The organism is Mesorhizobium muleiense (assembly GCF_900099905.1).
GTDB classification, from domain to species: Bacteria; Pseudomonadota; Alphaproteobacteria; order Rhizobiales; family Rhizobiaceae; genus Mesorhizobium; species Mesorhizobium muleiense.
In genome coordinates this window covers 291288-310714 of the sequence record NZ_FNEE01000003.1, presented here as the reverse complement: position 1 = coordinate 310714, position 19427 = coordinate 291288, and the positions used below count along the sequence as shown (strand labels likewise).

Here is a 19427-nt window from a genome sequence, read left to right as displayed (position 1 = left end):
GGTTTCCCTCACGCCTTCATCGCACTGGCGATCAACGCGTCGACCTGCTTCTCGACCTCGATTCGCGCCTTCAGTTTGCCGGCAAATTCGGCGCCGGCAGCCTTCACCGCCTCGGGCAGCGTATCGTATTCGCTGAGCGCCTTGGCGTAATCGCCCTGATTGACCGCTACCTCCATGCGGGCGACGGCTTCCGGTGCGCCAGCGCCTTCGACGGCACCAATCGGCCTGACCTTGACCAGCGATTGCGCGCTCGACAGCAGGTTTTGCAGGAAGCCGGCATTCTGGTCGACGGGCTCGGAGGCAGCGACCATGGCATTGGCGGCGGCAGGCATTTCGGTTGCGATCTCCGACCGGGTCGGAACGCCCTTTTCGGCGTAGGCACGCAAGGCTGCGATCTCTGGAGCATCCGGCGAAATCGCCGTAAAGGTTTCGAGTTCGGCGGCGAATGGCGCGCCACGATCGAGTGCTGCCTTCAGCGCCGATGCGGCGATGGCGAGCGCAACCTTGGGCTGCCCGGCCTGTGCCTCGACCTTGCCGGAAAGCTGAGACACCGACTGTTCCAGCGCCGCAAGCCGGCCGTCCTGTGCCTTCGCCGCCTCGCCGGCGGATTTCACCGCCGCGTCGAGCCCGGCCAGCTTTTCATTGAGCGGTCCGAGATCGACCGGCGCCGTGTTGCCGGTCTGGCCAAGCGCCGCAACCGCCGTCTCGATCTGCCTGACCTTGTCGCCGAGGGCTGCAAGCCCGGCAGTGTCGCCTGCTCCGCCCTGCTCGATCGCCGATTTCAGCGCCGCAACATCCGTCTTGACCTGATCCAGCGCTGACGACAGCCCGTCCACCTTGGCCGAGGCGTCATTGTTGCCGGCTGTATCCTTGAGCCCGGCAATCTCGCTCTTCAGCGCAGCGATTTCGCTATTGACGCCATCGAGCGACACGCCGCCCGAGGACGAATCGCCAGCCCCTGGCGCGCCGAGCAGGCCGGCAAACTGCAGCCCTCCGGCGGCAGCCAGCGCGATGACGCCGCCGATAATGCCGGCGGCGATGCCGTTGATGCCGCCACGCTTCGGCTGCGCTGCCATGTCTTCAGTCCCTGCCTGGGTTTCCTTCGGCGCGTCTGCGGCGCCCGCCTTGGCCGAAGCGTCCTTGGCCGATGCGTCATCGAAACTGTAGTCGAAGGCCCGCTCCGCCGGTCCCCCCGAGCCGGCCGGATAAGTCGGTTTGGGCCCTTCAGGAGTTTTGGCGCCACCCTCTGCCGGCTGTTCCGACCCGGCCGGCGGGGCCGCTTCGGTATGTTCCCACGGCTCGATGTCGGTCTGGTCGGCATGGACGGGTTCTTCAGGCGCTTCCGGCTGCGACGCGCTTGCCGCCTCCTCCGCCTTCGCCTCGTCGGTCCGCCCGTTGGCGGCATCCTCGTCGGCAACGCGCGAGACAGCGCCGGGATCGAGCTCGATGGTCACCGGCTCGCGACGGCTTTTCGAATGCCGCATCTTCGGCGTCTTGACCATGCTTGGGCTCCGCAAATTTCGCTTCGGGATGGTTCAGAAAGGGTCTAGCACATCACCAAGCGGTGAAAAGGGGCGGCGTGATGACACGGGGTCAAGGCGACGTCCGCAAAAGCTCCAGCAGGGCCTCCTCGCTGGCCTCCGGCGCAACGCGGAGCTGTTCTGAGGCAACAGTCTCCAAGGCTGCGGCGATACGTCCGGACAGCGCAAAAAAACATGTGTTTTTAAACAGCTCACGCAGCGCCGGCCGCCCAGCCAGCGCCTGCAGCGCTGTGGCGGCCTTGGCCGAATAGAGCAGCACCGCCTCGACCGGCAGGCCGGACAAGCGCGCAAGAACGGCCCCGTCGGAATAATCCAGCGCGACAGTGTCATAGGTCTCGACGGCGCGAACCTGAACGCCTGCCGGCTGCAGCCGCTGCTCGAAACCCGAATAACGCACCCGCCCGCACAGATAGACGATGGTTTGTCCAGCGTAATCGCCGGCAAGCGCATCCGCCAGCGCCTCGGCATCGCCCGGCCCTTCGCTGACCGACAGAAACCCGGCCGCACGGGCGGCCTGCGCTGTCCGTCTGCCGACGGCATGGCAAGGCAAACCGGCGAGCGCCGCGCTGATTTCTTTCGGCGCATGGCGCACGGCATTGGCGCTGGTGACGGCAACGGCCGCGGCATTGGCTGCGACCCTGTCCGGGTCAACCGGCAGCGCCACCGTTTCGGTCAGCGGCAGCAGGATCGGCTTAAAACCCAGGTCCTCGAGCCGCTGTGCCGTGCGCGAGGCGCCCGGCTCCGGCCTCGTCACCAGGACGCGACGCATGTCAGGCCCAGTCGTCGAAGAATTTTTCGCCGGCCTTGGCCCGCACGGTCCTGGCGGCTTCGTCGCCGATGCGCGCGGCATCCTGCGCCGGGCCTTCCGCCTTGACCTCATGGGATTGCACGCCGTCCGGCGAGATGATCAGTCCGCCGAAGAACACGGTTCCGGCCGATATCGTCGCATGGCCGGCAATCGGCGTGCGGCAGGAACCGTCGAGCGCCGCCAGGAAAGCGCGTTCGCAGGCCAGCGCCTGCCCGGTCGGCACGTCGTGGACTGCCGTCAGCATTCTTTCCACATCGAGGTCGCCGATGCGGCTTTCGATGCAGATCGCGCCTTGCCCCGGCGCCGGCGGAAAGCTGTCGAGCGGCATCAGGTCGGTGACGACATCTTCGAGCCCGAGCCGCTTCAGCCCGGCATAGGCAAGGATGGTACCGTCGGCGACGCCCTCGTCGAGCTTGCGCAGCCGCGTCTGCACATTGCCGCGGAACATCACCACGTCGAGATCCGGCCGCATCCGCCGGATCAGCGCCTGGCGTCGGAGCGACGACGAACCGACCTTCGCGCCGTGCGGCAATCCGGCGATCGTTTTGGCCGCCTTGCCGACGAAGGCGTCGCGGGCATCCTCGCGCGGCAGGAAGGCAGACAGTTCCAGCCCGTCGGGCAACACCGTCGGCATGTCCTTCGACGAATGCACGGCGATGTCGATGCGGCGCGCCAGCAGCGCCTCCTCGATTTCCTTGGTGAACAGCCCCTTGCCGCCGGCTTCCGACAGCGGCCGGTCCTGGATGCGATCGCCGCTGGTCGAGATGACGACCACCTCGAATGCCTCAACCGGCATACGGTGAGCGGCCATCAGCCGCGCCTGCGTTTCATGCGCCTGCGCCAGCGCCAGCGGGCTGCCGCGTGTTCCGATTTTCAAGGTTGTTTGCATGGCGCGCTGTCCGTGATAACCGGCAGATAGAGGTCTGTTGAGATTCAGGTCAGGCCGAGCCGAAAATGGTGGTTTCCGAGAACCGGAGCGGAGCGTACTTTGAGTACGTGAGCACCGGAAGCGCAGGAACCCGCTATTTGCAGGCCGGCATCACCTGAATATCAACAGACCTTGGGCTTTCTCCTAACGGGGAAAGCCTGGTTGCACAATCTCCAGGGATGGCAACGAATTGATCCGCGTTCTGGGCATTGAGACGAGTTGTGACGAGACCGCCGCCAGCGTCGTAGCGCTGGACGGCGGCGGCGCGCCGAAAATCCTGTCTGATATCGTGCTCAGCCAGATTGAAGAGCATGCCGCCTTCGGCGGCGTCGTCCCGGAAATCGCCGCGCGCGCCCATGTCGAGGCGCTGGACGGCATCATCGAGGCCGCGCTTGCCGATTCAGGCGTCGATCTCGCCGATATCGACGCGATCGCTGCGACCGCCGGCCCCGGCCTCGTCGGCGGCCTGATCGTCGGGCTGATGACGGCCAAGGCGATCGCAGCCGCGGCGAACAAGCCGCTGATCGCCATCAACCACCTCGAAGGCCATGCGCTGACCGCGCGGCTGACCGACGGGCTCGACTTTCCCTATCTGTTGCTGCTGGTGTCCGGCGGCCACACGCAGATCGTCGCGGTGCGCGGCGTTGGCGACTACCAGCGCTGGGCGACGACCATCGACGATGCGCTCGGCGAAGCTTTTGACAAGACGGCCAAGATGCTCGGCCTGCCCTATCCAGGCGGGCCGAATGTCGAGAAGGCGGCGGCGACCGGCGACGCCGCGCGCTTCGCCTTCCCGCGGCCGATGAAGGGCTCGGCGCAGCCCGATTTTTCCTTTTCCGGGCTGAAGACCGCCGTGCGCCAGGCAGCGACGGCCATTGCCCCTTTGAGCGACCAGGACGTCGCCGACATCTGCGCCTCCTTCCAGGCGGCGGTTGCGGATGCGCTGGATGACCGTGTTTCGAGGGCACTGAACCGTTTCCGCCAGGAGTTTCCGAGCGAGCTGAAGCCTGCGCTCGTCGTTGCAGGCGGTGTCGCCGCCAACCGGACGATCAAGACGACACTCGAAGCCCTGTGCGAGAAGGCCGGTTTTGCTTTCGTCGCGCCGCCGCTCAAGCTCTGCACCGACAATGCGGCGATGATCGCCTGGGCCGGCATCGAGCGGCTGCGCGCCGGCATATCGGGTGAAAACACCGCTGATTTCGTGCCGCGTTCGCGCTGGCCGCTGGACAGCATCTCCGCTCCGATGGTCGGCTCGGGCCGGCGCGGAGCCAAGGCATGAGCGGCAGCGGGCACGAGGTACCAAGCGGCTGGCGCATTGCCGTGCTCGGCGGCGGTGCCTGGGGCACGGCGCTGGCGCTGGCCATGCTGCGCGCCGGCCATTTCGTCCGCCTTTATGCGCGCGACCCGGAGACCGTCGCCGCGATCGACCGTGGCGAAAATCCGCGCTATCTGCCGGGCATCGCGCTCCAGGCCGGCATCGTGGCAACGAGCGACATCGAGGCTGCGCTCGACGGCGCCGACTGCGTTCTGGCGGTGGGGCCGGCGCAGTCGCTGCGCGCCATGCTGGCCACCGCGAAAGCCCATATGCCGAAGGACGTCCCGCTGGTCCTCTGCGCAAAGGGCATCGAGCGCGACACCGGCGCATTGCTGTCGGCGGTCGCTGGAGAGACCCTGCCTGAAAATCCGGTCGCCGCCCTGTCCGGGCCGAGCTTCGCCACTGACGTCGCCAGGGGGCTGCCGACGGCCGTGGTGGTCGCCGCCGGCAATGAGGGTCTGGCGGCCGACCTGGCCGCGCGCTTTTCGGCGCAGAATCTGCGCTGCTATTCGAGCGACGACCTCATCGGCGTCGAGATCGGCGGCGCGCTGAAGAACGTCTTCGCCATTGCCGCCGGTGCGGTCACCGGCGCCGAGCTCGGCGCCAGCGCCCAGGCCGCCATGGTGACGCGCGGCTTTGTCGAATTGCGCCGCATCGGCGCCGCCTTCGGCGCGAGGCCGGAAACGCTGATGGGACTTTCCGGTCTCGGCGACCTGTTGCTCACCTGCTCGTCCGCCCAGTCGCGCAATTTCGCCTACGGGCTGGCGCTGGGGCAAGGCAAGCCGCTTGCCGGGCTGCCCCTGGCCGAAGGGGTGCCGACGGCGGCGATCGCCGCCCGCATCGCCACCGAGCGCAACATCGACGCGCCGATCATCACCGCCGTCGCCGCCATACTGGACGGCACGATCACCATCCGCCAGGCTGTGTCGGCGCTGATGACAAGGCCGCTGAAGACCGAAACCGACGTGTAATGTTGAACAATCCGGAGATGGAAAGATGCTGTTTGCGCTGATTTGCAAGGACAAGCCTGGAAGCCTGCAGGTGCGGCTCGATACGCGGCCCGAGCATGTTGCCTTTTTGGAGGGACTGAACGGCGAGAACAAGCTGGCCTTCGCCGGTCCGTTCCTCGACGCCGACGGCAAGCCGAACGGCAGCCTCGTCGTGGTTGAGGCGCCCGATCTGGAGGCGGCAGAAGCGCTATCGGCGGCAGACCCCTTTGCCAGGGCAGGGCTGTTCGAAAGCGTCGAAATCCGGCAATGGAATTGGACCTTCAACAAGCCAGTGAGTGCATGACTCCGAAAATCGGAATCGATTTTCGGAAAGGATCATGCGCAAAATCAAAGTGCTACAGCGTCCTTTGCGCGTCTGAAAGACGCGCGGCGCTGCAGCTGATCTCCAGCCGCGGAGGAGCAAAAAATGAACTACTGGCTGTTCAAATCCGAACCCTCGGTCTTCTCCTTCGAGGACCTCAAGGCGAAGGGCAAGGCCGGCACGCAATGGGACGGCGTGCGCAACTATGCGGCGCGCAACAACATGAAGGCGATGCAGATCGGCGATCTCGGCTTCTTCTACCATTCCAACGACGGGCTCGACGTGGTCGGCATCGTCGAGGTCTGCGCGCTGGCCCATCAGGACACCACTACTGACGATCCGCGCTGGGAATGTGTCGATATCCGCGCCGTCAAGGATGTGCCGAAGCCGGTGACGCTGGAGCAGGTCAAGGCCAACCCCAAGCTTGCCGAGATGGCGCTGGTCCGACTCGGACGGCTTTCCGTGCAGCCGGTGACGTCGGCCGAATGGAAAGAGGTCTGCCGCATGGGCGACCTGACGCCGGCGCCGTGACGGCGCTGACGCCAAACAGCGCGAGAAACTTCATCCTCGACAACACGGCGCTGATGGCACCGCCGCATGTGCCGGAGATGCTGCTGCATCTGGCCGACGAGGCGCATGATCTGTGGCAGCGGACAGAGGACGAACTGGCCGAAATCGGTCTGCCGCCGCCTTTCTGGGCCTTCGCCTGGGCCGGCGGCCAGGGCCTTGCCCGCTACATCCTCGACAATCCGTCTGATGTGCAGGGCAAGCGCGTGCTCGACTTTGCCTCCGGTTCCGGCCTTGTCGCCATTGCGGCAGTGAAGGCCGGCGCGGCAGAGGTGATCGCCGCCGACATCGACCCGTTCTGCGCGACCGCGATCCGCCTCAACGCCGAGGCCAATGGCGTCGGGATAATGTTTCTTGGCACCGACTGCATCGGAACCGATGCGGGCTGGGATGTGGTCCTGGCCGGTGACGTCTTCTACGACAAATCCTTCGCCGACCGGCTGAAGCCATGGTTCGCGACGCTCAAGGCGCGTGGCGCCGACATCCTCGTTGGCGATCCCGGCCGCTCCTATCTGCCGAAAGCTGGACTGGAGCCGCTCGCCGTCTACGAGGTGTCGGTAACCCGGGCGCTGGAAGACGCGCTGGTCAAACGCACCACCGTCTGGCGGTTTTCTTGACGGCATCGCCGAACAGGCGTTCCATCACGCTTCGATTTTGAGAATACGCATGCCGTTGTCCCAAAACCGCTGGGCACCCCCCGGCTCGGGCCCGGGGGCATGCTTTTGAGCGACATGCTTCCGGGGAGGAAATCATGGTTTTTCAGCAGTGAACTGGCTGGCGGTGATCGTCGCCGCGGTGGTGGCGTGGTTGTTCGGCGCTGCCTGGTACATGGGCCTGAGCAAGCCGTGGCTAAAGGCCACCAGGCTTGATCCGGCGACCATGAGTAAATCGCCGCTGCCCTTCGTAATCAGCTTCGTCGCGGAAATTGTCATGGCGCTCGTCATGTCTCTGATCGTCGGAGCGATGACCGGTGGCGAACCGAGCCTCGTTGCCGGGCTCGTCTTCGGCTTCGTTCTCTGGTTCGGATTCGTCGCCACGACGCTATCCGTCAATCATCGCTACCAAGGGTTCGACTGGGACTTGACCATCATCGACTGCGGCCACTGGCTCGGCGTGCTGCTTATCATCGGCGCGGTGATCGGTTGGTTCGGCGCGGCGGATGTCGCGGGCTGACGCTGCCGCCATGAAAATAGGTCGACGACTGCCAGCTGATCACTCAGGGCGACCTGAAGCTCATCCAAGCGTCGGCTCCGGCTGCGGGTTGTGAACTTCGTTGAGGAGCCAATCCCTGAACGCCACGATCCTGGGATCATTGGCGGATGCGATGGGATAGACCAGGAAGTAGGCGAAGTCGGGCGGAACCTTGATGCCAAGTTCGAAGGGCCGGATCAGCCGGCCCTCGGAAAGGTCGTTCGCCACCATGGCAAAATCGGCGAGCGCAACGGCATTGCCGTCGAGCGCGGCCTGAACGGCGTCGGTCGAGGTGCCGAACACGATCGTCCGGCTGTCGTCGAAATCGTCGACGCCGGCCGCCGCCATCCACATCCGCCAGTTTGGCCAGGTCACGCCCTGTCGCGCCCACTCGATATGGGCGAGCGTGTGATGGAAGAGATCGCGTGGCTCGCGCAGCGGCGGGCCGGAGGCCAGCAGGCTGGGGCTGCACACAGGGATGATGATGTTGTCGAACAGCCGGTGGGTGCAAAGGCCGGGATATTTTCCCGCGCCGAAACGGATGCCGACATCGACGTCGTCCAGGTCGAAATCGCGCAATTCAGAGGCAATGTCGAAGCGGAGCTCGATGCCCGGTCGCTGCTTGCGAAAATCATCGACGCGTCGCATCAGCCATTTTGTCGCGAACTGGGCGTCGAGTGTCACTTTCAGCAACGCCGTTCCACGCGCCAGCTTGTGCGCCCGTGAGACGGCGCGGCCAAGCAGGTCGAGCGCGTCGGTCGAGGCCTCGAACAGCACCGCGCCCGCCTCGGTCAGCCGGATGGTGCGGCTGGTGCGCGTGAACAGCACGATGCCGAGCTGATCCTCGATTTCCTTGATCTGGTGGCTGACCGCGGCCGGGGTCAGGCCAAGTTCGTCCGCGGCGCGGGTGAAATTGAGGTGCCGGGCGGCTGCTTCCAGCGTCCTCAGTGCACGGGTTCCTGGCAGCAGGCGCGCCATCAGAATAGGACGAGGAGAGGCCGGTCGAGCATTTTCAATCCTCAAACAAAACTTGAAGATACGGAGAAAACTACTCGTTTCTCGTTTTAATTTCAATCCGTCATGATGTGACCATCGAACAAACATCAAACCGGACTTGATGTCCGGAGAAGCCGGATTGCACCATGTCTCACATCGTCTTGAGTCCTGTAACCATCCGCCCGGCCTGGCTGCGCGCGGTGTCTGATTGGTTCCGCCATGCAAAAATGGCGGTCAACCTCCCGCCCGAGAACGTCGACGACCTTCCGGACCGGCAATTGCGCGACATCGGCGCCGAACGCAAGGATGTCGCGCGCGCGATGGACCGGGAACTCGGCCGGTTGGGTCTGCTCGACATCGGCTGGCAGAGGCCGCGGACGTAGGGGAGTAGGGGAGTAGGGGAGTAGGGGAGTAGGGGAGTAGGGGAGTAGGGGAGTAGGGGAGTAGGGGAGTAGGAAAACGAAAAGGAAGCGGCGCGCCTGCGCAACCCTACTGACACTTTCTTCCTGCCCTACTGCCCTACTGCCCTACTGCCCTACTGCCCTACTGCCCTACTGCCCTACTCCCCTACTCCCCTACCTCACCACCCTCATCACCGTGCGGTCCGACAGCAGCGGCAGCAGCCGGGCCATCGTGCGTGCTGTCACCGCGACGCAGCCTTGCGTCGGTGTGAAGTCGGGGCGGGCCAAATGAAAGAAGATGGCGCTGCCGCGTCCGCGGCGACGCGGCGCAATGTTCCAGTCGAGCACCAGGCAGGCGTCATAAAGGCGGTCGGCGCGCAGCATCCGCTCGTGGCTGGCGCCATAGGGAATCTTGACCGGACGGTTGTAGTTGCGGTCCTCAGGCACTTCGCACCAGCCAAGATCGCGACCGATCGGCGCCATCGCCAGCCGGGTTTTGCGGCCGCCGGGAAAATGATCGTTACGGAAATATCCCGACAGTATCCGCATCGACCCAAGCGGCGTGGCGCCATCGCCTTCGCGCTTGCCGGCCGATATGCCGCCGCGCCCCAGCGCACAGGAAAACACCAGTTTGCCAGCCTGCAGAAGTCCCTGGCTGGGGTGGCCGGGCCTGGCGCGCACGGTGAGAACACGAAGCCCTTTTCGCAAAAATGCGCTCGCCTCATTGCACGCGCGTTTTTTCTTGTATGATCGTGCCACGGAACAAATCATTGTGATCGGCTGTTGTGCCGGTCAGCTTCCGCATAAACAGGCAGCGGTCAACTGAATTTTCTTTTCAAAACAACGGATTGATCCATGACTTCACGCACCATTCTGATCGTCGATGACGATGACGACCTGCGCGGCACGCTCGTCGAGCAATTGTCTCTCTATGAAGAATTCGACGTCCTGCAGGAATCAACAGCCGCCAAAGGCATCGCCACGGCCCGCGGCGGCATCATCGATCTGCTCATCATGGATGTCGGCCTCCCCGACATGGATGGCCGAGAGGCGGTGAAAATACTGCGCAAGGGCGGCTACAAGTCGCCTATCATCATGCTGACGGGACACGACACCGATTCCGATACGATTCTCGGCCTCGAAGCCGGCGCCAACGACTATGTGGTCAAGCCGTTCCGCTTCGCGGTTCTCCTGGCCCGCATCCGTGCCCAGCTTCGCCAGCATGAGCAGAGCGAAGACGCCACCTTTTCGGTTGGCCCCTACACTTTCAAGCCTAGCCAGAAGCTTCTGATCGACCAGCGCGGCGCCAAGGTGCGGCTGACCGAAAAGGAAGCCTCGATCATCAAATATCTCTATCGCGCCGACCAGAAGGTGGTGACGCGCGACGTGCTGCTCGAGGAAGTGTGGGGCTACAATTCCGGCGTCACCACGCACACGCTGGAAACCCATGTCTATCGGCTGCGCCAGAAGATCGAGCGCGATCCTTCCAACGCAGAAATTCTTGTGACAGAAAGTGGTGGCTACAAGCTGGTTCCTTAAACATTTAATCATTCAATCAGCGGTTAGGGGAGGCGCCGCTTTCGGGTACGATCCTGAGACTGGAGGTGGTTCTGGATCGAGCTCGCTGACGCAACGGCCCAAAAACCGGATTCGTTTTTTGGAAAGCCCGGTGCGTCGATTTCAAAGCGTTTAGAGCGTCCTTTGCCGCGTCAAAAGGAACGCTCGGCGCTCCAATGGAGGGATTGGACTGGCCGTTCGGGGACACAGCTAGATGGCGTTGGATGACGACATCCGCATCCTGTCCGCCGTGAGGCTCTTCGAGAGCTTCACGGAGGAACAGCTGCGTCTGCTCGCCTTTGGCGCGGAAACCACCAGGCTGCAGGCCGACCACAAGCTCTACCGCGAGGACGACGAGGCCGATTGCGCCTATATCGTGGTCAGCGGGCGCATCGTGCTGTATCGCGAGCAGGATGGCGCCCAAGTCCCGATAGGCACGGCCGGCCCCGGTACGATGCTGAGCGAACTGGCGCTGATCGCCGACACCAACCGGCTGACCAGCGCATCCGCCGAGATCGATTCGGAAGTGCTGCGGCTCAGCCGCAAGATGTTCCACCGCATCCTGGAGGAATATCCCGATATCGCGGTCCACCTGCACCAGCGCATCTCCGAGGATTTTCTGGCAATGATCCGCCGCATCGAGAAGCTGGCGCCGCGTTTCGACGACTGAACCCGGATGCTTTCAACTCGCTCTCACACAGACCGTGAAAGCCAGTCGGATCAGGGCGGCAAGGGCTGAGGTGTGCCGAGATTCAGATCAGGCCGAGCCGAGAATGATGGGATCCGAGAACCGGAGCGGAGCGTACTTTTGGGTACGTGAGCACCGGAAGCGCAGGAAACCGTCATTCGCAGGCCGGCCTCATCTGAATATCGATACACCTAATCCAGGTCGAACCGCGCTATGACCGGCACATGGTCCGACGGCCGTTGCCAGCCGCGCGCCGGCCGCAGGATCTCGTAGCCGGCAAAGCTCGGCACCAGGTTTGGCGACGACCAGACATGGTCGAGCCGCCGGCCGCGATCCGACGCTTGCCAATCCTGCGCGCGATAGCTCCACCAGGTGTAGAGCTTCTGCTCGTAAGGCACGTTGAGCCGCATCAGGTCGACCCAGTCGCCGGCGAGCCGCATCGCCTCGAAATTTTCCGTCTCGACCGGCGTATGGCTGACCACTTTCAGGAGCTGCTTGTGCGACCAGACATCGTGCTCGAGCGGCGCGATGTTGAGGTCACCGACCAGAATCGAGCCGGACACTTCGTCGTGCTCGGCGCGGATGGCGTTCATTTCGGCGACGAAATCCAGCTTGTGCTTGAACTTGCGGTTGATAACGGGGTCGGGCTCGTCGCCGCCGGCCGGAACGTAGAAATTGTGCAGCAGGATCGCCTTGCCGCCGGCTCGCACGGTGACCGACAGATGTCGGCAGTCCTCGATCTCGCAGAAGCGGCGCTTTTCGACAATCGCGATCGGCCGGCGCGCCACCGTCGCCACGCCGTGATAGCCCTTCTGGCCGTGGAAGGCGATGTGCTGATAGCCGAGCTTGCGGAACGCCTTCTCGGGAAACAGTTCGTCCGGAACTTTGGTTTCCTGCAGGCAGAGCACGTCCGGTGCCTGTTCGACAAGCAGGCGTTCGACGAGCGGCATGCGCAGGCGGACGGAATTGATGTTCCAGGTCGCGATCGAAAAGGGCATGTTTGGGATTCCGGGACAGCGCAAGGTCCGCCAGATGGCTCCGACGGAAAGTCAATCCCGGAAACTACTGCCAGCCGCGCACCGCAAAAACAAGCCGGCAGCGGTTGGCCGGGCCTGTTGATGTCATGGTCGACCTCGGCGCCGCCCCTCATCGCCCTGCCGGGCACTTCTCCCCGTATAGTGACGGGGAGAAGGGGCTGACCTCACCCTTGGCGCTCGTTTTGCTACGCTGACAATTGGTTGGCGAAATCATTGATGAAGGGTCCCCTCTCCCCGTCCCTATACGGGGAGAGGATGCCGGCAGGCAGGTGAGGGGCAGCACCAACGCCTGGAACCTTCCGACAGCGTTGGCAACCTACCGCGACTTGGTGTTCAGTTCGCGGTTGGCCGTGTAGTCGATGGCAAAGGTGTCGGGGGCGAAGCTTACGCCTTCCCTGACGTTGAAGATCATCACCGTCGTGTCCTTGCCTTGCGCGTCGGTGATCGTCCACTGGCGCAATTCGTAGGTTTTCGGATCGAACATCATGGTGATCTTCGAACTGCCGAACACCGATTTGTCGGCGAGTTGGATGGTGGTGACGTCGTTCTCTTCCTTGACGCTTTTGACGCGGCCGCCGGAGAGGTCGATCCTGGTGTCGAGCAGCAGCTTGAGCGGCGTCTTCGACAGCGGGTAGAGATCGGACGTTTTCAGCCGCTTGTTCAGGATGACCACCGACTTGCCGTCGGAAATCACCCGGAAATTCGACGTCCCATCATAGTTGAAGCGTATCTTGCCCGGCCGTTCCAGAAAGAACTTGCCGCCGGTCTGCTCGCCCTTGGGTCCGAACTGCACGAATTCGCCGGCCATAGATTTGACCGAGGAAAAATGGTCGGCGATCTTCTGCGCGGTGGCTGGCACCGCCGCTTGCGCCGACGCCAGCAACTGGACCCCGGGCACGACATTGATGGCCGCGGCGCCGGCCAGGACCAGGCCGAGGCCAAGCAGTTGGCGGCGGGTCGGGGCAAAATCGCTGATCGTGGCGAAAGAAGAGTTTTTCATGCCGGTTACTCTCGTCTGGTTCATCTGTTGTCGCAGTGTTTGGCCCCCCAGTTGGGCTTAAGTTTGGCGGCCGAACAGCGCTTGGTCGTTGCAAACGCGCCAGAAGGTTCAAAGTTGCTGCCGTCAGGTTGCAGCCGCGAAAATCCTGTCGGCTTGGCGGGCGGATCAGAACTTGTCGTCCTCCGTCGGCACCAGAATTTCGCGTTTTCCGGCATGGTTGGCCGGGCCGACAATGCCTTCCTTCTCCATCTTCTCGATGATCGAGGCGGCGCGGTTGTAGCCGATGCCGAGCCGGCGCTGGATGTAGCTGGTCGAGGCCTTGCCGTCACGCAGCACCACCGCAACCGCCTGGTCATAGGGATCGTCGGAATCCTCGAAATTGCCACCGCCACCGCCCGAGCCACCCTTGCCCGACGGCTCATCGTCGTCCTCGTCGTCATCCTCGGTAATGGCATCGAGATATTCCGGAACGCCCTGCAGCTTCAGATGCGCGACAATCTTCTCGACCTCGTCATCGGAAACGAAGGGACCGTGCACGCGCTGGATGCGGCCGCCGCCGGCCATGTAGAGCATGTCGCCCATGCCGAGCAGCTGTTCGGCGCCCTGTTCGCCCAGAATGGTGCGGCTGTCGATCTTCGACGTCACCTGGAAGGAGATGCGGGTCGGGAAGTTGGCCTTGATCGTGCCGGTGATGACGTCGACCGACGGCCGCTGCGTCGCCATGATGACGTGGATGCCGGCAGCGCGCGCCATCTGCGCCAGGCGCTGCACCGCGCCTTCGATGTCCTTGCCGGCGACCATCATCAAATCGGCCATCTCGTCGATGATGACGACGATGTAGGGCATTGGCTCGAGATCGAGGTTTTCCGTCTCATAGACCGCTTCGCCGGTCTGCCGGTCGAAGCCGGTCTGCACGGTGCGCGAGATTTTTTCGCCCTTCTTCTCGGCCTGCTGCACCCGCGCGTTGAAACCGTCGATGTTGCGGACGCCGACCTTCGACATTTTGCGGTAGCGGTCCTCCATTTCGCGCACGGTCCATTTCAGCGCCACCACCGCCTTCTTCGGATCGGTGACGACGGGCGTCAAAAGATGCGGGATGCCGTCATAGACCGAGAGCTCCAGCATTTTCGGGTCGATCATGATCAGCCGGCAGTCCTGCGGCGTCAGTCGATAGAGCAGTGACAGGATCATGGTGTTGATGGCGACCGACTTGCCCGAGCCGGTGGTGCCGGCGACCAGCACGTGCGGCATCTTGGCGATGTCGACGATGACCGCCTCGCCGTTGATGGTCTTGCCGAGCGCCAGCGCCAACTTAGCCTTGGTGGTCTCGAAATCGCGGCTGGCCATGATTTCCCTGAGATAGACGGTCTCGCGCTTGGCGTTCGGCAGTTCGATGCCGATGGCGTTGCGGCCGGGCACCACGGCGACGCGGCAGGCGATCGCGCTCATCGAGCGGGCGATGTCGTCAGACAGGCCGATGACCCGCGACGATTTGATGCCGGGCGCCGGTTCCAGCTCGTAAAGCGTGACGACCGGGCCGGGGCGGACATGGATGATCTCGCCCTTGACGCCGAAATCCTCCAGCACGCCCTCGAGCAGGCGGGCATTCTGCTCGAGCGCGTCCTTGGACAGGCTGGCGTCGCGCACGACGTTCTTCGGCTCGGACAGGAAATGCAGCGACGGCATTTCGAATTGTTCGGAGCCGATCAGCGAGGACTGCGCTTCGCGCTGGACACGCGCGCCCGGTACCGGTCGCGGCGCCGGCGCCGCGACGCGGGTGGCCGCATCGGAGCGGAACGGCTGCACCTTCGCATTGGGCGCAGCGCTGCGCTGGCCCGCGGGCTCCGGCGCAAAATCCATGTCGTCATTGTCAAAAACATCGGCGTCGTCGGGATCGAGCGAGGCGCTGCGGTCGTTGACCATGGCGGCGAAGAATTCCGGCTCGACGCGGGCGCGGCCATCGGCACTCATCCGCGATTCGGCGAATTCGGCCGATTCGACCCGTTCGGCAGCGCGCCGCCAGGCGCTGGCGCGCGGCTCCGGTTCGAAATCGTCGCGCTCGCGGCGGCGGGCGGCGCGGCGGCGGAGGTAGGCCCGCAACGATAGCCACCAATGCGTGATCGCGCCAAGCGCCAGAATGCCCTCGTCGCCCTCATCCTCGTCATTGTCGAAAAGCAGGTCGTCCTGGTCCCTCGGATCGGCTGCGGCCGGTTGCTCCAGGACGGCGAAACCGTTCTTGCGTGCAATCAGCGCCGAGCCGTAGGCAAACAGCCACAGTGCCGGCGCGGCCAGAAGCACAGCGAGCACGCTGGCGATGAGACCGGTCGGATAGCCGCCGACGACGAGCCCGGGAATCTTGAGCACCATGTCGCCGAACACGCCGCCGAGACCGGTCGGCAGCGGCCAGGTCTTGGGCGGCACCACGCAGCCGGCCATGGCCGCGGCAAGCACCGCGTAGCCGAACCAGGCGAGCCCGCGCTTCGGCAGCCTGTCGACGCCGCGTGCCGAAAACAGCAGAGATCCCCACACCACCGCCGGCACCAGCGCCGCGACCGCAGCAAGGCCGAAGAACTGCATGGCTAGGTCGGAGAAGACAGCGCCCACATAGCCCATGGCGTTGGTGACGATGTTGTCGGTGGCATGGGAGAAGCTTGGGTCGGCGACGTTCCAGGTGGCGAGGCTGGCGACGCCGAAGGCGACCAGCGCAAACAGGCCGGCGCCGAGCAGCCGGCCGACCTGACGCCGCGCGAACGCCCTGATGCCGTGCTCCGTATCGGCCAGCGCAAGCGGTGCTGAAGCCCCTGAACGCATTCGTCGTTCCCCGTCTGTCTTGGACTGGCCGGACGCATGACGCACTCCGGCAGATTCGGATGCCAGACTATCGGCGGGAAGGTTAAGGCCGCATTAACCATGGGTGCGTGCCGGCGCTCCCCGAGTGGAAACCGGTCACACAAATGGCGGGCACGCTGGCCGGCCGATGTTTCATCGCCCAGGGTCGATCAGCCGCCCGATCAAGCGATTGTGACCGAGCCTGGACTGCCACCGGCGCGGCATCGCACGAAAAAGAGGCCCGGAACCGGTCCGGGCCTCAATGCGTGAGCCCTTTTCGGGAGCGTCACGACGGGAGGAGAGGTCCGGGGCGGCCGAGGCCGACCCAGACAAGACCCACAGATTACCAGGCTTACGGGTGATAGGCCGCTTCGCCATGCGCGGTGAGGTCGAGCCCTTCGCGCTCTGCATCGGCTGTCGGGCGCAAGCCTACGATCATATCGACGATCTTGTAGAGGATGGCGCTGCCGATGCCCGACCACAGGACCGTTACCAGGACACCCTTGAACTGCGACCACAACTGGGTCGCCGTGCCGGCATAGCCGGCGGCGAAGTCGGCCGTCGAATAATCGACGATGCCGGCGCCGCCGAGGGCGGGGTTGACCAGGATGCCGGTGCCGAGCGCGCCGATGATGCCGCCGACGCAGTGGATGCCGAAGACATCAAGGCTGTCATCGTAGCCGAACTTGTTCTTCACGACCGAAACGAAGAAGTAACAGACGCAGCTGGCGACGATGCCGAGCACGATGACGCCCATCGGTCCGCCAAAGCCGGCGGCGGGCGTGACGGCGACAAGGCCGGTAACAGCGCCCGAAACCGCGCCAAGCATGGAGGCTTTGCCGCGCAGCAGCGTTTCGAGCACGATCCAGGTCACTGCCGCCGCGGCTGTGGCGACGAAGGTGTTGACCATGGCCAGCACCGCATAGGCGTTGGCTTCGAGGTTCGAACCGGCATTGAAGCCGAACCAGCCGACCCACAGCAGCGAAGCGCCGACCATGGTCAGTGTCATCGAATGCGGCGCCATGACGTCCTTGTTGTAGCCGATGCGCTTGCCGATCATCAGCGCGCCAACAAGGCCGGCGATGCCCGCATTGATGTGAACGACGGTGCCGCCGGCGAAGTCGATGGCGCCGAAGCTGAAGATGAGCCCCGACGGGTCGCTGTAAGCGCTCGGGCCGCCCCAGAACCAGACCATATGCGCGATCGGGAAGTAGACGAATGTGACCCACAGGATGGTGAAAAGGATCACGGCCGAAAACTTGACGCGTTCGGCGAAGGCGCCGACGATCAGGGCAGGCGTGATGCAGGCGAAGCTCATCTGGAAGATGACGAACACCAGTTCAGGAATGGCGACGCCCTTGGTAAAAGTTTCCGACACCGTCGTCACGTCGACGCCGGCGAGAAACATCTTGGAAAGGCCGCCGACGAAGGCGTTGCCGGGGGTGAAGGCAAGGCTGTAGCCGTAGAAAACCCAGACGATCATGACCACGCTGGTGATGGTGAAGACCTGCATCAGCACCGACAGCATATTCTTGGCGCGAACCAGGCCGCCGTAGAAAAGGGCAAGGCCGGGAATGGTCATCAGCAGCACCAGGATGGTGGAGATCATCATCCACGTCGTGTCGCCCTTGTCGACGGTAAAGGCCGGCGCTGCTGGCGCGGCCGGTGCGGCCGGCGCCGCTTCCTGCGCGAATGCGGCGACCGTGCCCAGCGCTGCGATAGCGAGTGAGCCCAGCAGCGCGGTGCGCGCCACCGACTTCAAAGTAGAAGGAATATTCATTGAACTCTCCATTGGAATACGTTTCCGCAGCTCAAAGCGCGTCGGTGTCTGTTTCGCCGGTGCGAATGCGCACCGCCTGGTCGATGCCGAAAACGAAGATCTTGCCGTCGCCGATCTGACCGGTCTTGGCCGCCGCAGTGATGGCTTCGACGGCCTTGTCGACCATGTCCAGGCCGACCGCGACTTCGATCTTGATCTTCGGCAGGAAGCTGACCGCGTATTCCGCCCCTCGATAGATTTCCGTGTGTCCCTTCTGACGCCCGTAGCCTTTGACTTCGGTGACGGTCAGGCCCTGGATGCCGACTGCGGTGAGCGCTTCGCGCACCTCGTCGAGCTTGAACGGCTTGATGATTGCCATCACGATTTTCATAAGGTTTCACCCTTTACTGTTGCGGGTCCCCCGCGTTTGCACGACTTCGCCGATCCCCATGAGAGCCGGAGAGTGCCCGCTAGGATTCAAGCTCCGTGCCAGTTGCCGAAGCAGGGTGTTAAGCTGCTGTTAAATAACGACTTGGGGAAGGTTTGTCGGCTGACTGTTCATAGTCGCGGCAGCGCAGCTGATTAAAAAGTAGGCAATTTTGCAAAATTGCCTATTCCGCGGGCGGCCGCTTCAGCCTGATGAGGCCTTCCTGGGCAACCGAGGCGATCAACGTGCCGTCGCGGGCAAACAGCGACCCGCGCGTGAACCCCCGCGACCCTTGCGTCGACGGGCTGTCCTGCGTGTAGAGCATCCAGTCGTCCAGCGCATGGCTGCGATGGAACCACATGGCGTGATCGAGGCTCGCCGCCTGGATGTCGCTATCGAAGATGGCGCGGCCATGCGCAAAGGTGGAGGTATCGAGCAGCGTCATGTCGGAAAGATAGGCAAGCACGGCCGCCTGCGCGGCGCGATCGCCCGGAACCGGGCCGGTCGTGCGGATCCAGATGTTCTGTTTCGGCTCCAGCTTCTCCCGGCTGGTGTAATGCTCCAGCATCACCGGCTTCATCTCGATCGGCCGGTCACGCTCCCAGTAGCGCCTGATGCCGTCGGGCACGGCCGCGCCGAACTTGCCGATCAATTCGCGCTGCGACAGCAATGTGTCGGGCGCCGGCACGTCCAGCGGCATCGGCACCTGGTGCTCGAGACCGACCTCGTCCTGCTGGAACGAGGCTTCCAGCGAAAAGATCGCCTGGCCGTGCTGGACAGCCACGACACGGCGCGTGGTGAAGGAGCCGCCGTCGCGGATGCGGTCGACCTGGTAGATGATCGGCACCTTGGTGTCGCCCGGCCGCATGAAATAGCCGTGCAGCGAATGCACGTGGCGTTCGGGCTCGACCGTTCGCTGGGCGGCGACCAGCGCCTGGGCGATGGTCTGGCCGCCGAAGACACGCTGCCAGTCGAGTTTGGGGCTGCGACCACGGTACAGGTTGTGTTCCAGCTGCTCGAGGTCGAGAATGCCGAGAAGCTCGTCCATGGCCGCCGTCATGTTTCGCGCCCT

At 64.0% G+C, this 19427-nt stretch carries 20 protein-coding genes; 9 read left to right on the top strand and 11 right to left on the bottom strand.

Going from position 1 to position 19427, the window contains the following annotated elements; genetic code table 11:
- Window positions 1-8 precede the first annotated feature (8 nt).
- The 3 genes from BLT09_RS09060 to hemC all read right to left on the bottom strand — a co-directional run bounded on the left by BLT09_RS09060 (window position 9) and on the right by hemC (window position 3238).
- Window positions 9-1502 (bottom strand): COG4223 family protein, encoded by a 1494-nt coding sequence (locus BLT09_RS09060; RefSeq protein ID WP_091592262.1) that lies wholly within the window; start codon window positions 1500-1502, stop codon window positions 9-11.
- Window positions 1503-1593: 91 nt separating this feature from the next.
- Complete coding sequence (locus BLT09_RS09055) at window positions 1594-2310, bottom strand: uroporphyrinogen-III synthase (RefSeq protein WP_091592259.1); 717 nt, start codon at window positions 2308-2310, stop codon at window positions 1594-1596.
- A 1-nt stretch (window position 2311) separates the two neighbouring features.
- On the bottom strand, window positions 2312-3238 hold the full coding sequence (hemC, locus tag BLT09_RS09050; protein WP_091592257.1) for a hydroxymethylbilane synthase: 927 nt from the start codon (window positions 3236-3238) through the stop codon (window positions 2312-2314).
- A gap of 232 nt (window positions 3239-3470) precedes the next feature.
- Between hemC and tsaD the strand changes: the two genes are divergently transcribed.
- From tsaD to BLT09_RS09020, 6 genes are all read left to right on the top strand, one after another.
- Window positions 3471-4556 carry a tRNA (adenosine(37)-N6)-threonylcarbamoyltransferase complex transferase subunit TsaD gene (gene tsaD / locus BLT09_RS09045; protein ID WP_208602488.1) on the top strand — a complete coding sequence of 362 codons (1086 nt, stop codon included), beginning with the start codon at window positions 3471-3473 and terminating at the stop codon, window positions 4554-4556.
- On the top strand, window positions 4553-5563 hold the full coding sequence (locus BLT09_RS09040) for an NAD(P)H-dependent glycerol-3-phosphate dehydrogenase (RefSeq protein ID WP_091592253.1): 1011 nt from the start codon (window positions 4553-4555) through the stop codon (window positions 5561-5563). Before tsaD ends, BLT09_RS09040 begins: the two co-directional genes overlap by 4 nt.
- A 25-nt stretch (window positions 5564-5588) precedes the next feature.
- Window positions 5589-5885, top strand: coding sequence for a YciI-like protein (locus tag BLT09_RS09035; protein WP_027154810.1), 297 nt, complete (start codon window positions 5589-5591; stop codon window positions 5883-5885).
- A 123-nt stretch (window positions 5886-6008) separates the two neighbouring features.
- A complete protein-coding gene (locus BLT09_RS09030; RefSeq protein ID WP_091592251.1) occupies window positions 6009-6434 on the top strand; it encodes an EVE domain-containing protein in 426 nt (141 codons plus the stop codon).
- Window positions 6435-6487: 53 nt separating this feature from the next.
- A complete protein-coding gene (locus BLT09_RS09025) occupies window positions 6488-7087 on the top strand; it encodes a class I SAM-dependent methyltransferase (protein WP_198032686.1) in 600 nt (199 codons plus the stop codon).
- A 148-nt stretch (window positions 7088-7235) separates the two neighbouring features.
- The gene (locus BLT09_RS09020; RefSeq protein WP_091592248.1) at window positions 7236-7643 is read left to right on the top strand and encodes a DUF1761 domain-containing protein; all 408 of its coding nucleotides are present in this window, start codon (window positions 7236-7238) and stop codon (window positions 7641-7643) included.
- Between the two features lie 60 nt (window positions 7644-7703).
- Here BLT09_RS09020 and gcvA read toward each other — a convergent pair whose 3' ends face one another.
- Window positions 7704-8639, bottom strand: a complete 936-nt coding sequence (gene gcvA / locus BLT09_RS09015) for a transcriptional regulator GcvA (protein WP_091592246.1) — start codon at window positions 8637-8639, stop codon at window positions 7704-7706.
- 164 nt (window positions 8640-8803) lie between these two features.
- Here gcvA and BLT09_RS09010 point away from each other — a divergent pair, with 164 nt between their 5' ends.
- Window positions 8804-9040 carry a hypothetical protein gene (locus BLT09_RS09010; protein WP_091592244.1) on the top strand — a complete coding sequence of 79 codons (237 nt, stop codon included), beginning with the start codon at window positions 8804-8806 and terminating at the stop codon, window positions 9038-9040.
- A 192-nt stretch (window positions 9041-9232) separates the two neighbouring features.
- Here the strand turns inward: BLT09_RS09010 and BLT09_RS09005 are convergent, their stop codons facing one another.
- Entirely contained in the window at window positions 9233-9829 is a 597-nt protein-coding gene (locus BLT09_RS09005; RefSeq protein WP_027155920.1) for a L,D-transpeptidase family protein, read from the bottom strand.
- An 84-nt stretch (window positions 9830-9913) separates the two neighbouring features.
- Between BLT09_RS09005 and BLT09_RS09000 the strand changes: the two genes are divergently transcribed.
- Window positions 9914-10597 carry a response regulator transcription factor gene (locus BLT09_RS09000; protein ID WP_027155919.1) on the top strand — a complete coding sequence of 228 codons (684 nt, stop codon included), beginning with the start codon at window positions 9914-9916 and terminating at the stop codon, window positions 10595-10597.
- A gap of 232 nt (window positions 10598-10829) precedes the next feature.
- Window positions 10830-11285, top strand: a complete 456-nt coding sequence (locus BLT09_RS08995) for a cyclic nucleotide-binding domain-containing protein (protein ID WP_091592242.1) — start codon at window positions 10830-10832, stop codon at window positions 11283-11285.
- A gap of 209 nt (window positions 11286-11494) precedes the next feature.
- Here the strand turns inward: BLT09_RS08995 and BLT09_RS08990 are convergent, their stop codons facing one another.
- The 6 genes from BLT09_RS08990 to tesB all read right to left on the bottom strand — a co-directional run bounded on the left by BLT09_RS08990 (window position 11495) and on the right by tesB (window position 19415).
- Window positions 11495-12301 (bottom strand): exodeoxyribonuclease III, encoded by an 807-nt coding sequence (locus BLT09_RS08990; RefSeq protein WP_027155918.1) that lies wholly within the window; start codon window positions 12299-12301, stop codon window positions 11495-11497.
- Between the two features lie 355 nt (window positions 12302-12656).
- Complete coding sequence (locus BLT09_RS08985) at window positions 12657-13340, bottom strand: outer-membrane lipoprotein carrier protein LolA (protein ID WP_027155917.1); 684 nt, start codon at window positions 13338-13340, stop codon at window positions 12657-12659.
- A gap of 165 nt (window positions 13341-13505) precedes the next feature.
- The gene (locus tag BLT09_RS08980; protein WP_091592241.1) at window positions 13506-16151 is read right to left on the bottom strand and encodes an FtsK/SpoIIIE family DNA translocase; all 2646 of its coding nucleotides are present in this window, start codon (window positions 16149-16151) and stop codon (window positions 13506-13508) included.
- A 370-nt stretch (window positions 16152-16521) separates the two neighbouring features.
- Entirely contained in the window at window positions 16522-17949 is a 1428-nt protein-coding gene (locus BLT09_RS08975; RefSeq protein ID WP_091592240.1) for an ammonium transporter, read from the bottom strand.
- 31 nt (window positions 17950-17980) lie between these two features.
- Window positions 17981-18319, bottom strand: coding sequence for a P-II family nitrogen regulator (locus BLT09_RS08970; RefSeq protein ID WP_023800571.1), 339 nt, complete (start codon window positions 18317-18319; stop codon window positions 17981-17983).
- Between the two features lie 220 nt (window positions 18320-18539).
- Window positions 18540-19415, bottom strand: a complete 876-nt coding sequence (gene tesB, locus BLT09_RS08965) for an acyl-CoA thioesterase II (RefSeq protein ID WP_091592239.1) — start codon at window positions 19413-19415, stop codon at window positions 18540-18542.
- Between the last annotated feature and the right edge of the window lie 12 nt (window positions 19416-19427).